This is a genomic window from Stenotrophomonas sp. WED208 (assembly GCF_040984485.1).
Lineage (GTDB): Bacteria > Pseudomonadota > Gammaproteobacteria > Xanthomonadales > Xanthomonadaceae > Stenotrophomonas > Stenotrophomonas riyadhensis.
Map to the genome: position 1 here is coordinate 3,078,548 of NZ_JAZARB010000001.1, position 14,446 is coordinate 3,092,993.

Genomic DNA, 14,446 nt, shown 5'->3' on the forward strand with positions numbered 1-14,446 from the left:
ATGGCGGGCATGTCACTGCCCGCCTCCGCTTCCGCCCCTGCCTCGGCCAACCCCGCCTGCGTCATCAACTGCGTCCACTACGATGACGAGGGCAAACGCCACGACATCAGCCTGGATGCCATCAGCGATGTCATTGCCAGTGGCAACGGCTTCGTCTGGGTCGGTCTGTACGACCCCAACGACGATGTGCTGCTGAAACTGCAGGAAGAATTCTGCCTGCACGACCTGGCCATCGAGGACGCGCGCAACGCGCACCAGCGTCCCAAGGTCGAGACCTACGGCAATTCGCTGTTCGTGGTGGTAACCACCGCACAGATGGTCGACGAACGCATCCAGTACGGCGAAACCCACGCCTTCCTCGGCCCGCGCTTCCTGGTGACGGTGCGCCACGGCGCGTCGCTGTCCTACGCGCCGGTACGTGCACGGGTGGAGCGCGAGCCGCAGCTGCTGAAGATGGGCCCGTCGTACTGCCTGTACGCGGTGACCGACTTCGTGGTCGACAACTACCTGCCCATCGTGCACCGCTTCCGCGACACCCTGGACCTGCTGGAAAAGGACATCTTCGCCGACAACTACAAGCGCAGCACGGTGGTGCGGCTGTACGAGCTCAAGCGCGAACTGAACAAGATGCGGATGGCGGTGGCGCCGCTGCAGGATGTGCTGGCGCAGCTGCGCCGCTACCAGGGCGACCTGATTCCCGATGAAGTGAAGCTCTACGTGCGCGATGTGCACGACCATGCGGTACGCATCAGCGATGTGATCGACACCCTGCGCGAGATGCTGGGCACCGCACTGAGCGTGAACCTGTCGCTGGTGACGCTGGCGCAGGGCGAGACGGTCAAGCGCCTGGGTGCATGGGCCGCACTGCTGGCGGCGCCGACGCTGATCACCAGCTGGTACGGCATGAACTTCAGCCACATGCCCGAGCTGAGCGAACCGTGGTCGTACCCGATGATGATCATCGGTGTAGGCGGTGTATGCGTGGGGTTGTACCGGTTGTTCAAGCGCGCGAAGTGGTTGTAGCCCGCTTTGGGTAGTGCCGGCCGCTGGCCGGCAACCAGGCAATGCCGGCCAGCGGCCGGCACTACCGTTCGGAATCAAGCCACGTAGACGGTCTTGATGTTCATGAACTCATGGATGCCGTGGTCGGCCAGCTCCCGACCGAAGCCGGACTGCTTGCTGCCACCGAACGGCAGCCGCGCGTCGCTCTTGACGATGGCGTTGACGAACGCGGCACCGCATTCCATGCGCTGGGCGAAACGTTCGCCGCGCACCGGATCGCGCGTCCACACGCTGCCGCCCAGGCCGAAGCGGGTGTCATTGGCCACGCGCAGTGCCTCGGCCTCGTCAGCGACACGGATCACCGCAGCCACCGGCCCGAACAGCTCCTCGTCGTAGGCCGGCATGCCCGGGCCGACCTGATCGAGCACGGTGGCCGGATAGCCGGCATGTGTACCCGCAATCGGCTCACCACCCAGCAGTACCCGCGCGCCCTTGGCCACGCTGGCCTGCACCTGCTTGTGCAGTTCGTCGCGCAGGTCCGCGCGCGCCATCGGCGCCAGCGTGGTGCCACGTTCATTGGGATCGCCGTACTGACGCTCACCCGCGGCTTCAACGAAGCGCCGGGTGAAGTCATCGGCCACCGCATCGACCACGATGAAGCGCTTGGCCGCGATGCAGGTCTGCCCGCTGTTGTCGAAGCGCGACTTCACCGCCGCCGCCACGGTCTTGTCGAGGTCGGCATCGTCGAGCACCACGAAGGCATCGCTGCCGCCCAGCTCCATCACCGATTTCTTCAGCTGGCCGCCGGCATTGGAAGCGATCGAGCGCCCTGCCCGCTCGCTGCCGGTCAGTGTCACCGCCTTCACCCGTGTGTCGCGCAGCACCTCGGCGGCCTGCTCGTTGTCGATGTGCAACACATCGAACACGCCGTCGGGCAGGCCACCGTCACGGCACACCGCCAGGATCAGGTCGGCGCACTGCGGCACGTTGCTGGCGTGCTTGAGCAGGGCCACGTTGCCTGCCATGAACGCCGGCGCGAGGAAACGGAACACCTGCCAGATCGGGAAATTCCACGGCATCACCGCGAACACACAGCCGATCGGCTCGTAGCGCACATAGCTGCGCTGTGCTTCGGTATCGATCAGCTGCGGCTTCAGGTAGTCGGCAGCATGGTCGGCGTAGTACTCGCAGGCGGCCGCGCACTTGTCGACCTCGGCCAGCGCTTCGGCCTTGAGCTTGCCCATCTCATGGGTCATCGCCTGCTGCAGATCGTCACGGCGCGTGCGTAGTTGCGCGGCGATCCGGCGCAGGATGGCACCGCGATCCTGCAACGAGTGATCAGCCCAGCCGGGGAAGGCATCGGCAGCAGCCTGCAGGCGCTGCTCGATGTCGGCAGCACCCATCAGTTCATGGCGGTAGGTCACCAGGCCAGTGGCCGGGTCGACGATCTCGACGGTCATGGGGGATCTCCATCTGGAAGATCCCCATTGTGCGCGGTTGCCCGTGAGCCGGATGTTGCCGGCACTGTCGACGGACCGTGTGCTCAGCCGTTTTCCTGCCGCGCCAGCTGCAGGTCGCGCTGGCGCCGTTTCTCGGCGCGGGCGTTGATGTACCAGCCGATCACCGCGGCGATCGAGACCGCCGACACCAGCAGCGTGGCCAGCGCATTGATCTTCGGGCTGATGCCCATGCGCACCGAGGCGAACACCTTCATCGGCAGCGTGGTCGAGCCCGGCGTGGCCACGAAGCTGGCCACCACCACGTCATCCAGCGACAGGGTGAACGCCAGCAGCCAGCCCGCCACCAGCGCCGGTGCGATGATCGGCAGGGTGATGCGACCGAACACAGTCAACCGGCTTGCGCCCAGGTCCATCGCCGCCTCTTCCAGCGACAGGTCCATTTCCTGCAGCCGCGAGGACACCACCACGGTGACGAAGCACAGGGTGAAGGTGACGTGGGCGATCCAGATGGTGGTCAGGCCGCGCGCCGGGAAGCCGGGAATCGCGCCCATCGAGGCCAGCAGCGCCATCAACGAGAAGCCCAGGATCACATCCGGCATCACCAGCGGCGCGGTGACCAGCGCGCCGAACAGCGGCTTGCCGCGGAAGCGCTTGAAGCGGGTCATGACCATCGCCGCCAGCGTGCCCAGCACGGTGGCCGTGCAGGCAGTCCAGAACGCCACCACCAGGCTGGTCCACATCGCATCCATCAGCGCGCGGTCGGCGAACAGGTCGCTGTAGGCACGGGTGGAGAACCCAGCCCAGACCATTGCCAGCCGCGAGCTGTTGAACGAATAGAACATCAACAGCAGGATCGGCAGGTACAGGAAGGCGAAGCCGAGCAGCAGCACGCCCAGCCCCAGGCCCTTGGCGGTACGCGGGCTCATGCCTGCTTCCCTTCCAGCAGGCGCTGCTGGGAACGGTTGAACAGCAGGATCGGCACCAGCAGCAACAGGATCATCGCCACCGCCATCGCCGAGGCGCCCGGCCAGTTGCGGTTGTTGAAGAACTCGTTCCACAGCTGGCGGCCCACCATCAGCGTCTCCGAGCCACCCAGCATTTCCGGGATCACGAATTCACCAATGGCCGGAATCATCACCAGCATGCAACCGGCGATGATGCCCGCCTTGGACAACGGCAGGGTGATGCGCAGGAACGCCTGCCACGGCTTGGCACCAAGGTCGTAGGCGGCTTCCAGCAGGCGGTGGTCATGCTTGACCAGGTTGGCGTACAGCGGCAGCACCATGAACGGCAGATAGCAGTAGACGATGCCGATATAGGCGGCGGTCGGGGTATCGATCAGCTGCAGCTTGGGCAGGCCCATGCTGGTCATCAGCGACTGCAGGCCGGTGAACTGCAGGAACTGGTCGAGCAGGCCGTTGCGGTCCAGGATCGCCTTCCATGCATACACGCGGATCAGGAACGAGGTCCACGACGGCAGCACCACCAGCATCATCGCCACGTTGCGCGCGGCCGGCGACAGGCGGGCGATGGCATAGGCCATCGGGTAGCCGATCAGCAGGGTCAGGAAGGTCGAGATCGCCGCGATCTTGATCGAGCTCAGGAACGCCTGCGCATAGATCGAATCGCGGAACAGCGCCAGGTAGTTTTCCAGGTTCAGCTTCAGCGAGAAGCCGCCATCGGCGTACTGCAGCAGCCAGGTGTACGGCGGCGAGCCGACCCGGCTGAGCGAGAAGCTGATCATCAGCACGATCAGGAACGGCACTGCGAAGAACAGCAGCAGCCACAGGTACGGAATGCCGATCACCGTGGCACGCAGCCCCGGCAGCCAGCGCTTCAGGCCGGCGACGCTCATGAGGTCAGCACCACGCCGTCGTTGTCGCGCCAGTGCACCCACACCTCGTCGCCCCAGGTCAGGCCATCACTGGCCCAGCGCTGCGAGTTGGCGAAGTTGGCCAGTACCTTGGCACCGCTGGGCAGGCGCACGTGGTAGACCGAGTGGCTGCCGAAGTAGGCGATGTCCTCGATCACGCCCTGTGCCTTGTTGGTGTGCCCTTCCGGCTCGTCCTTGCCGATCATCACCTTCTCCGGGCGCAGCGCGAACGCGACCGGCTGCCCTTCATAGCCGGTGATGCCATGGGCGATGTAGATCGGCGCCGGGAACAGCGGCGAGCGTACGGTCACGTACTCCGGCAGGTCCTCGTCGATCACCCCGTCGAACAGGTTGACCGAACCGATGAACTCGGCGACGAAGCGGTTGGCCGGCTGCTCGTAGACCTCATCCGGCTTGCCGACCTGCTGGATCCAGCCGGCATCCATCACCGCGATGCGGGTGGCCATGGTCATCGCTTCTTCCTGGTCGTGGGTGACCATCACGCAGGTCACGCCCGACGACTCGATGATGCTGACCAGTTCCAGCTGCATCTGCGAGCGGAGCTTCTTGTCCAGCGCGCCCATCGGCTCGTCCAACAGCAGCAGCTTCGGCCCCTTGGCCAGCGACCGCGCCAGCGCCACGCGCTGCTGCTGGCCGCCGGACAGCTGGTGCGGCTTTCGCTTGCCGAGGTGGCCCATCTGCACCAGGTCCAGCATTTCGCCGACGCGCTTGTTGATCGCGTCCTTGCCCAGGCCATCCTGCTTCAGGCCGAAGGCAATGTTCTGCTCGACCGTCATGTGCGGGAACAGGGCATAGGACTGGAACATCATGTTGACCGGCCGCTGGTACGGCGGCAGCGCGTCCAGGCGCTGGCCATCGAGGGTGATGCTGCCCTTGGTGGGCGTCTCGAAGCCACCCAGGCAGCGAAGCAGGGTCGATTTGCCACTGCCGGAGCCACCGAGCAGGGCAAAGATCTCGCCCTTGCGCACGTCCAGATTGACGTCGTCAACGGCGACGAAACCGTCGAATTCCTTGCGCAGGTCACGAATGGAGAGATAGCCGGGCGCACCGGTCGTGTCGACGACGGTGGCTACCGGCTGGGCTTCAACGGGCATGGGGGCTCCGGGAGCGGGCGGTGGACAGCGGCCGCCATTCTAACGGCCGGGGGCCGCAGGGGATATGACGGCGGCAGGCGGAAGCGGCCGCTGGCCGGCTTCGAGGCCCCGAAGGGTGTCGGTTTTCCCCCGCCAGAGTGGCCTGTCCGCTCCAAGGCCAGGGCTGCCCGGTCCTCCATGCCGCCGTCCCGGCCAGACAGCACCGGCGACGGCCCGATCTGCAACGTTTTTCAGAACCGGATCTGTTGAAGGCCCGGGGCATTCCCCGCGCAATGGCCCGGATCAAGCCCTTGCATGGACCCATTCTGGTGACTTCCCCGGACAGCCCCTCCCCTTTCCCGCCCCGCCTGCCGGGCTCCCTGCCTGCAAGGCTGCCGCTGGTCATCATCGGCGCCGGCCAGGCCGGGCTGTCCCTCAGCGCGCTCCTGCAGGAAGCCGGCGTCGAGCATCGCGTGCTGGAGGCCGAAACCGTGGGCGCCAGCTGGCAGCGGCGCTGGGATTCGTTCCAGACCAACACCGCCAACGCGACGATGGCCCTGCACGGCCATGCCTATGCGGGTGACGACCCGGAAGGCTTCATGGGGGCCCCGGAGGTGATCCGGCGGCTGCGCGATTATGCCGACGAACGCTCGTTGCCGATCAGCGAGGGATGCGGGGTACATCGGGTCGCACCTGGGCCCGGAGGCTATGCCATCGACAGCAGCCAGGGGCAGATCCACGCCCGCGCGGTGGTAGTCGCGACCGGTGAGTACCGCCGCGCGCGGATGCCCCGGGTCCCCTTCGCGCCCGCACCGGGTCTGACGGCGCTGCACTCCGGCGACTACCGCAGCCCCCGCCAGCTGCCCGATGGCGCCGTGCTGATCATCGGTGGCGGCCAGTCCGGCGCGCAGATCGCCCAGGACCTGCGCGACAGCGGTCGCAGCGTGTACTGGTCACTGGCCCAGCGGCATTCGCATACCCGCCGGCTGCGCGGCAAGGACTCGATGACCTGGTGGGACATGGCTGGGCGTATCCACCAGCATGTGAGTGAAGCGGCCGCCGTCCTGGCCGGAGAACCGGATGCGCTGCGCAAGGCCCGCACCGCGGAGTTCCCGCTGATTTCCGGCAAGGGGCGTGCCGGCCTGGGCAGCTCGATCAGCCTGCTGGCGATGCACCGCGCAGGCATCAGGTTGCTGGGCCGGTTGCAGGGCTTCGATGGAAACGTCGCCCGCTTCGCCGATGTGCGCCCGCAGCTGCGCACCGCGATCGAGGCGACACGGACCGAATATGCCTATCTCGATTCGCTGGCCAGCGCGTACTACGCCACGCGCCCCGAACCACGCACCGACGATGCCCGCTACATTCCCGACGAGGTCTATCTGCATTGGGAGCCGGACGCCGCCCCGCGTGAACTGGATCTGCAGACGGAAGGCATCCGTTCGGTGGTGCTGGCCACCGGCTTCGTCGCCGAATGGCCCTGGCTCGATGTGCAGGGCGTGCTGGACGCGCATGGCTATCCGCTCGGCGAGTTCGGCGTTTCACCGCATCCGGGGCTGTTCTTCATCGGCATGCACAACCTGCAGCGGATGAGTTCATCGTTCCTGTGCAACGGCGGTCGCGATGCACGCGACCTGTTGCCAGCGATCCTGCGGCACCTTGGCCAGGGCGGCGGTACCGCGCCCGGCCAAGGATGAAGCAATCCGCCGGGCATGGCCCGGCGGCGCCAGACCGGCTTAACGGCCGGTCTTCACTTCGGTCCACAGCCGGGTGTAGAGCTTGTCGGTCTCCGGCGTGTTGATCGAGTACGTGAACATCTTCTCGGCCACGTCGGCCGGCGGGTAGATGGTCGGGTCGGTACGGATCGCCTCATCCACCAGCGGGGTCGCGGTCGGCACCGGGTTGGCGTAGTGGATGAAGTTGGTGTTGGCCGCGGCAACCTTCGGCTGCAGCAGGTAGTTGATGAACGCGTACGCGGCTTCCGGATGCTTGGCATCCTTCGGGATCGCCAGCATGTCGAACCACTGCGGGGCGCCTTCCTTCGGGATCGAATAGGCCACGTGCACGCCATTGCTGGCTTCCTCGGCACGGTCGCGGGCCTGGATGATGTCACCCGACCAGCCGACTACCAGGCAGGTACCGCCGTTGGCCAGCGAACCCACGTACTGCGAGGAGTGGAAGTTCTGCACGTACGGGCGGATCGACTTCAGCAGGTCGGCCGCCTTCTGCAGCTCGGCCGGGTCGCCGCTGTGCGGGTCCAGGCCCAGGTAATGCAGCGCGATCGGGATCATGTCCGCCGGCGTGTCCAGGATGGTGACGCCGCAGTCCTTCATCTTGCTGATGTTCTCCGGCTTGAACACCAGGTCCCAGCTGTTGGCGATGTCGGTGCTGCCGCCGAAGCGCTGCTTCAGCATCTCCACGTTGTAGCCGATGCCGGTGGTGCCGATCATGTACGGCACGCCGTACTGGTTGCCCGGATCCTGGGTGGCGATGCGCTTCATCACCGCCGGGTCCAGATTGGCCAGGTTCGGGATCTTGCTCTTGTCCAGCGGCAGGAACACGCCGGCCTGGATCTGGCGGCCGAAGAAGTTCAGGGTCGGCACCACCACGTCATAGCCGCTGTTGCCGGCCAGCAGCTTGGTCTCGACCATCTCGTCGCTGTCGAACACATCGTAGGTCACCTTGATGCCGCTCTCCTTCTCGAAGGTCGGGATGGTGTCCTCGGCGATGTAATCGCTGTAGTTGTAGACGTTCAGGACCTGGCTGTCCTGCGCGCCGCCGTTGCCACCGCTGCAGGCGGCAAGCATGGCGGAGGCCAGGCCGAGCGTGAGGATACGCAGCTTCATCGGGTGCTCCAGAATGCGGAAAGGGGGGCCGGCGGGGCCGGCGACGGGTGCCAGCCTACCCCCCGGCGGCGGATTTTTCTATTCCAGGTGCTCAGACGTTCAGCAGCAGGAACTCGCGCTCCCACGAGCTGATGACGCGGAAAAAGGTCTCGTATTCCTTGCGCTTGACCGAGATGTAGGCGCGGCAGAAGCGCTCACCCAGCAGGGCCTGCAGCTCGCTGCACTGCTCCAGGCCGTCCAGCGCTTCGCCCAGCGAGCGCGGCAGGTTGTAGCCCAGTTCCTTGGCACTGCCGGTCACCGGTGCATCCGGTGCCAGCCGCTCACGGATGCCGAGCAGGCCGCAGGCCAGTGTCGCGGCCATCGCCAGGTACGGGTTGGCATCGGAACCGGCGAAGCGGCTTTCCACGCGCATGTTTTCCGGCGTGTCCAGCGGCACGCGCAGCCCGCAGGTGCGGTTGTCATAGCCCCAGTGCACGTTGCTCGGCGAGACCTCGCCGAACACCAGCCGGCGATAGGAATTCACGTTCGGCGCGAAGAAGGCCATCGCCTGCGGCACGTATTTCTGCAGGCCGCCCAGGTAGTGGCCGAACACCGGGCTGAACTCGCCTTCGGCATCGGTCTCGCCGGCGAACACGTTGCTGCCGTCGCTCACCCGCACCAGGCTCTGGTGGATGTGCATGGCACTACCCGGCTCGTTTTCCATCGGTTTGGCCAGGAACGTGGCATACACCCCGTGGCGCATCGCCGCCTCGCGCATGGTGCGCTTGAACAGGAACACCTGGTCGGCCAGGTCCATCGCATCGGCGTGGGTGAAGTTGACCTCCAGCTGTGCCGCGCCGGATTCGTGGATCAGCGTGTCCACGTCCAGCTTCATCGCATCGGCGTAGTCGTACATCAGGTCGAGGATCGGGTCGAATTCGTTGACCGCGTCGATCGAGTACGACTGCCGCGCGGTTTCCGGGCGCCCGGAGCGGCCGGCCGGTGGCAGCAGCGGGAAGTCCGGGTCGGTGTTCTTCTGCACCAGGAAGAACTCCAGCTCCGGCGCCACCACCGGGCGCAGGCCCAGCTCGGCGTAGGCCGCAAGCACGCGGCGCAGCACGTTGCGCGGTGCCAGCTCGTGGGGCTCGCCATTCTTGGTGTAGCAATCGTGGATGACCTGCGCGGTGGCGTCTGCCGCCCATGGCACCATGCGCACCGTGTCCGGATCGGGGCGCAGCATCATGTCCGAGTCCGACGGCGAGGTCAGCTCGTAGTAATCGTCAGGGAACTCGCCGGTGACGGTGGTGGCGAAAATGCCCTCGGGCAGCCGCGTACCGTAGTCGTGCGAGAACTTGTCGGCAGGAATGATCTTGCCGCGCGCGTTGCCGGTGATGTCCGGCACCAGGCATTCGACCTCGGTGATACGCCGCTCCTTCAGCCAACGCAGCAGACTGCTTTCCTGCGGTGCGGGGGGCGTAGCCGTCTTGCGCGGGCGCGTTCGGGAACTCATCGGGAATCCAGTCGGTTCTGTTGGTGCTGCCGGCAAGCTTGGCCGAACGCACGGAAAATAGCGTGATAGAACGGCGAATCCATGACACGCCACTCCGGGTGCCACTGTACGCCGAGCACGAAATCATGGTGCAGGCTGCGTGCCGCCTCGACCAGGCCATCGTCGGCCACGGCTTCGACCTGCAGCCCCCGCGCCAGGCGGGCGATACCCTGCCCGTGTACCGAATTGACCTGCGTCCGGTCACTGCCGCTCCACCGCGCCAACCAGCCATCAGCGGCCAGGGTGACCGCGTGGGCCGGCCCGTACTGCACCTCCACCGGCGCCTGCGGGTCTTCGCGGTGGTCGGCCAGGCCAGGCACCGCATGCACCTGCGGATGCAGGCTGCCACCCAGCGCGACGTTCAATTCCTGGAAGCCGCGGCAGATCGCCAGCACCGGCAGGTCCAACGCCAGCGCTTCGCGCAGCAGCGCAAAGGCGTTGGCATCCCGGGCCGGGTCGTGCGGATTGCCTGGCCAGTTGCGGCCGCCCTCATAGTGCTGCGGTTCGATATTGCTGACCGCGCCGGTCAACAGCAGGCCATCGAGCCCCTGCAGCCAGTCGCCAGCCGGCAATGGCGGCTGCAGGCTCGGCAGTACCACCGGGGTCACTCCGGCGGCCTCGGCCAGCGCGCGCACGTACTTCTCGCCGGCCACCGCAAAGCGGTGATGGCCGAGCACGGTGCTGTCGGTGGGCAGGCCCACCCAGGGCAGGCGGCGCATGGGAAAACTCCTTGGCGTGCCGACACGTTACCCGTCGCCCGGCGAACGCGGCAAGTCGTCGCCGTCACACCATGGCCGTCACGCATCGGCGAAACTAAGCGCGTGAACGCTGATCGCACTCCCCCGCTCCGCCCGTCCGTACTGCGCCCGCAAGGCCTGCGATGAGCGCCGCCTTCCCGCCCAGCTGGTACGCCGCCAGCCTGCCCGAGCCGCCCGCACTCCCCTCGCTGCAGGGCAATGTGCAGGCCGATGTCGCGGTGCTCGGCGCGGGCTATACCGGCCTGACCGCCGCGCTGGAACTGGCCGCCCGTGGCCAGCGCGTGGTGCTGCTGGAAGCGCAGCGGATCGGCTGGGGCGCGTCCGGCCGCAATGGAGGACAGGCGCTGGTCGGCTACGGCTGCGAGGTGGACGAGCTGGAACGGCAGCTCGGACGCGATGATGCGCGCCACCTGTTCGACTGGTCACGCGACGCGGTGCGGGCGATGCGCACCCGCATCGATCGTCACGGCATCGATTGCCATTGGGTGGAAGGCCACGCCAGCGTCGCCATCCGCGAGCGCCATGAGCGTGACCTGCAGGCCAACTGCGAGCACCTGCAGCGCCACTACGACTACCCCATGCAGTGGTGGGACCGCGATGCCCTGCGCGCGCAGCTGGACAGCCCACGCTACCGCGCCGCGATGTTCGACCCGCTCAGCGCGCACCTGCAGCCGCTGGCCTATGCGCGCGGGTTGGCCGATGCAGCGCGCGCGGCCGGCGTGGTGATCCACGAGAATTCGGCGGTAACCCGCGTGCAGCGCGGACCGCAGCCTGCCCTGCATACCGCCCTGGGCAGCGTACGCGCCGCACACCTGGTGGTGGCCGGCAATGCGTGGCTGCAGGGCCTGCTGCCCGAGCTGGAGCGGCGGATCATGCCGGTCGGCACCTATATCGGCGCCAGCGCGCCGCTGGGTGCCGAGCGCGCCCGTGCCCTGATCGGCAACAACATGGCCGTGGCCGATACCGCATGGGCACTGGACTATTTCCGCCTCAGCCACGACCACCGCCTGCTGTTCGGCGGCCGCGCCAGTTATTCGGCGCTGCCACCGCCGGGCCTGCGCGGGGTGATGCAGCGGCGCATGCATGAGGTGTTCCCGCAGTTGGCCGACGTGGCACTGGACCAGGTCTGGGGCGGCTATGTGGACATCACCCGCAACCGCGCCCCGCATTGGGGCCGGCTGGACGGCAATCTGTACTTCGCGCAAGGGTTCTCGGGGCATGGCGTGGCCGCCGCCGGGCTGGCCGGCGAGGTAATCGCCGCTGCCATTGCCGGCCAGAGCGAGCGCCTGGACGTGTTCCAGCGCCTGCGGCACGCGCCCTTCCCTGGTGGGCGGCTGCTGCGGATGCCGCTGCTGGTGGCAGCGATGTCGTGGTACAAGCTGCGGGATGCGTTGTGGTGAGTTGATCAGGGATCACCCTGAATCAGCTGCCTCGGAAACTGTGAAACCCGTCGCCACGGGAATTCATGTGATGATTTTCTCACTTGCCCGGCGCTGCGCTGCAGTGATTGCATAATCGAACGCGTGTCGATACCGTCGGTAAGAACCGGGTCCCGCGGCGAATGGATGCTGACAGGGAACGTACTGTGAAGGGGTAGTGCGATTGAATTGGTGGAATGAAGGCCTGCAGCTGAAGTTGCGCATCCATCCGGCAGGACTTGCCTTGGCTGTGCTGTATGCCGTTGCCTGTTGGGCCACCCGCCAGTTGTCCCTTGATCAGTTCTATCTGCCCGCTGGTGTACGCGTGGCTGCGGTACTGCTCTGTCCTCCTCGGCTTTGGCCCTATCTCCTGCTGGGCGAGTACGCCTATTTCGCACAGATGCGGGTGCCGATGATCGATCGGTACGGGCTGACATGGGTCATTCTCGGCTCGGTGTTCCAGATGCCGGTTGTAATGACGATCGTCTATCTCCATCGCAATGTAATTTCGGCAGTAAAGAACGCCTGGCTCATCTCGATTGCCGCCTTCGCTGCAGTTTCCGTCACACTGATCAACCTGCTTCTGGCGAATTTCCTCTGGCCAACACCTCCCGCTTTTCCGCTGTTGACCGGAATCGTCCGCCTGGTAGTAGGTGACTTCATCGGCATACTCACGTTTGCGCCGCTTGTGCTGCTGTGGTCGCGAGGCAAGGCTGAAGTGCAGGTCCGGAAACGGGATATCGCACAGATGGCGGGAGCGCTTGCGCTGATGGTCGTGTTCGGCCTTTTGGCTGCGGACGTACCTGCTGATGCAGTGACGACAAAAGTATCCCTGCAACTCCTCATGGCGCTTCCCGCCGTTCTTCTCACATGCGTGTATGGGTGGCGGGGCGCCGCCATCGGCGTGCCGACCCTGAACATGATTATCGGTCTGACAACACCCTCGTCTCACCCTGAGTCATTCGATCCTGCATCGTTCGCGACCCAGCAGATCATGGCCGTCACGGGCGCAGCACTGCTCATACTGGGCTCCCGGATCACTCACTACTATCACCGTTATCGACTGCGGGAGGTCGGCGAGAAAAATGCCATCAGACTTGCTCGGAGCTCCCATGTCGCCAGTGAGCTGGATCTCCGCGAACGCGCGTTGCATCTGCGGAAGCTTGGGGATGGCATAGATCATGCGCTTGACGAGGTGATCAACTGGCTTACTGCACAAGGCCATCATGCGATTGCGGAGAGCCTTGTACATGTGGCGTCGATTCATTCGCGCCAGTTCCGCGAGCAGACAAGCATGATTTATCCAACCGCCCTGGAGCAGCTCGGCCTTTATGTTGCCCTCCGAGCAGGAGGCGTTCGCGAAGCATGGGAAAAAACGGCTCGCGTCGCCAATCCGTCGTTGCTTGGCGACCCCTGTCAACTCAGTGTCGGGCTGCAGCTTGCTGCCTACCGCACTGTGATAGATGCGGTGTCACTGCTGATCCAGGGTGAGACGGGACAGATCCACGTGCGGGCGCGTTGCGGTCGTACGGGTTCGCATCGTGGAATCCTGATGGCGGTGTCACTGCTGGATCAACATCAACGCCTCTCGGACACAACCGTCGCCGCCGCGATGGAACGACTGGCCGGCAGGACGCTTGCCTACGGCGGCACACTGAAATGCAACCGAAATCGCATCGTGCTGGCAATGAAGGAAACGGGTACAGCCGCTCCTCTGGATGCTTTTTCATCAGATGCCCGGAACAGCCTTTCGGGACTCGAAGCGGGTCCCTCACGCGCTCAGGCTTGAACGACAAGGTCTACTGACTTCTGTTTCGATAGCAGGCATTTGCCCCCCCTGAGCGTGGTCGCGGAAACGTGCAAGCGGTTTTGATCGCTCGCACGCCTCAAGCCCTCCGGTCCGGGCGCTACGGTGTTTCGACAGACCAGATGTCGCCATCCGCGGTGGCATACCGCACCAGTACCACGTCCTGCGCACGATACACCTCGGAACGCTTTGCAGTGGATGGGACAGTGAGTCGCTGACCGGGAAGCGAAACAAGTGCTGCGGACTTGCCGGCAGGCAATGCAAAGTACGCACCAGCGGCATTGCCGATGATCAGCTTCACCTGCCCAGTCAGATCGTTGACCTGCAGGTAGACCATGCCATCGCGTTGGAAGGCATACACCTGCCAAGCGGGATCGGCGCTGATGTCTGCGGCGGCAGGGTTGGTCTCACCTAGGCCTGCCTTCGAAATTGCGGCACTTGCCAAGGGACTGCCGTGGTAGTCACCGCCCCCTTTATCACCCGCGAATACCGGAGCTGCGGCGAACAATGTTGCCCCGGTTACAACACCAACAAATATGGATCGCACAATGACCTCCTGGTCGGAATGAGAGCAAACAACCTCGAGACGATAGTAGCGTCTTCCCGCCACAACAAAGTGATTGATGGATAATCCGGACGATTTAGTTCCATTCGTCCCCTCTG

General features: G+C 65.4%; 12 protein-coding genes. 4 read left to right on the plus strand and 8 right to left on the minus strand.

Annotated elements, in window-relative coordinates:
• Positions 1 to 1,023, plus strand: coding sequence for a magnesium and cobalt transport protein CorA (locus tag VPH47_RS13955; protein ID WP_110711762.1), 1,023 nt, complete (start codon positions 1 to 3; stop codon positions 1,021 to 1,023).
• A gap of 74 nt (positions 1,024 to 1,097) precedes the next feature.
• Here VPH47_RS13955 and VPH47_RS13960 read toward each other — a convergent pair whose 3' ends face one another.
• The 4 genes from VPH47_RS13960 to VPH47_RS13975 form a co-directional block, all read right to left on the minus strand.
• Positions 1,098 to 2,462 carry an NAD-dependent succinate-semialdehyde dehydrogenase gene (locus tag VPH47_RS13960; protein WP_368851056.1) on the minus strand — a complete coding sequence of 455 codons (1,365 nt, stop codon included), beginning with the start codon at positions 2,460 to 2,462 and terminating at the stop codon, positions 1,098 to 1,100.
• Positions 2,463 to 2,545: 83 nt separating this feature from the next.
• Positions 2,546 to 3,388: an ABC transporter permease subunit gene (locus VPH47_RS13965; protein WP_049446123.1), complete on the minus strand. Its 843-nt coding sequence runs from the start codon at positions 3,386 to 3,388 to the stop codon at positions 2,546 to 2,548.
• Positions 3,385 to 4,317 (minus strand): ABC transporter permease subunit, encoded by a 933-nt coding sequence (locus VPH47_RS13970; protein WP_032130238.1) that lies wholly within the window; start codon positions 4,315 to 4,317, stop codon positions 3,385 to 3,387. The genes VPH47_RS13965 and VPH47_RS13970 overlap by 4 nt, the downstream gene beginning before the upstream one ends.
• The gene (locus tag VPH47_RS13975; protein WP_180837461.1) at positions 4,314 to 5,450 is read right to left on the minus strand and encodes an ABC transporter ATP-binding protein; all 1,137 of its coding nucleotides are present in this window, start codon (positions 5,448 to 5,450) and stop codon (positions 4,314 to 4,316) included. The genes VPH47_RS13970 and VPH47_RS13975 overlap by 4 nt, the downstream gene beginning before the upstream one ends.
• Before the next feature lie 272 nt (positions 5,451 to 5,722).
• Between VPH47_RS13975 and VPH47_RS13980 the strand changes: the two genes are divergently transcribed.
• A complete protein-coding gene (locus VPH47_RS13980) occupies positions 5,723 to 7,123 on the plus strand; it encodes a flavin-containing monooxygenase (RefSeq protein WP_368851057.1) in 1,401 nt (466 codons plus the stop codon).
• Positions 7,124 to 7,162: 39 nt separating this feature from the next.
• On the opposite strand, the gene VPH47_RS13985 is transcribed toward VPH47_RS13980, so the two are convergent.
• The 3 genes from VPH47_RS13985 to VPH47_RS13995 all read right to left on the minus strand — a co-directional run bounded on the left by VPH47_RS13985 (position 7,163) and on the right by VPH47_RS13995 (position 10,519).
• Positions 7,163 to 8,272 carry a polyamine ABC transporter substrate-binding protein gene (locus VPH47_RS13985; RefSeq protein ID WP_004151739.1) on the minus strand — a complete coding sequence of 370 codons (1,110 nt, stop codon included), beginning with the start codon at positions 8,270 to 8,272 and terminating at the stop codon, positions 7,163 to 7,165.
• Between the two features lie 91 nt (positions 8,273 to 8,363).
• Complete coding sequence (locus VPH47_RS13990; RefSeq protein WP_099555094.1) at positions 8,364 to 9,761, minus strand: glutamine synthetase family protein; 1,398 nt, start codon at positions 9,759 to 9,761, stop codon at positions 8,364 to 8,366.
• Entirely contained in the window at positions 9,758 to 10,519 is a 762-nt protein-coding gene (locus VPH47_RS13995) for a gamma-glutamyl-gamma-aminobutyrate hydrolase family protein (protein ID WP_368851058.1), read from the minus strand. Before VPH47_RS13995 ends, VPH47_RS13990 begins: the two co-directional genes overlap by 4 nt.
• A gap of 161 nt (positions 10,520 to 10,680) precedes the next feature.
• On the opposite strand from VPH47_RS13995, the gene VPH47_RS14000 reads away from it, so the two are divergent.
• Positions 10,681 to 11,958 carry an NAD(P)/FAD-dependent oxidoreductase gene (locus VPH47_RS14000; RefSeq protein ID WP_368851059.1) on the plus strand — a complete coding sequence of 426 codons (1,278 nt, stop codon included), beginning with the start codon at positions 10,681 to 10,683 and terminating at the stop codon, positions 11,956 to 11,958.
• Positions 11,959 to 12,154: 196 nt separating this feature from the next.
• Positions 12,155 to 13,765 (plus strand): MASE1 domain-containing protein, encoded by a 1,611-nt coding sequence (locus VPH47_RS14005; RefSeq protein ID WP_368851060.1) that lies wholly within the window; start codon positions 12,155 to 12,157, stop codon positions 13,763 to 13,765.
• Between the two features lie 118 nt (positions 13,766 to 13,883).
• On the opposite strand, the gene VPH47_RS14010 is transcribed toward VPH47_RS14005, so the two are convergent.
• Positions 13,884 to 14,330 (minus strand): hypothetical protein, encoded by a 447-nt coding sequence (locus VPH47_RS14010; RefSeq protein ID WP_368851061.1) that lies wholly within the window; start codon positions 14,328 to 14,330, stop codon positions 13,884 to 13,886.
• Positions 14,331 to 14,446 lie beyond the last annotated feature (116 nt).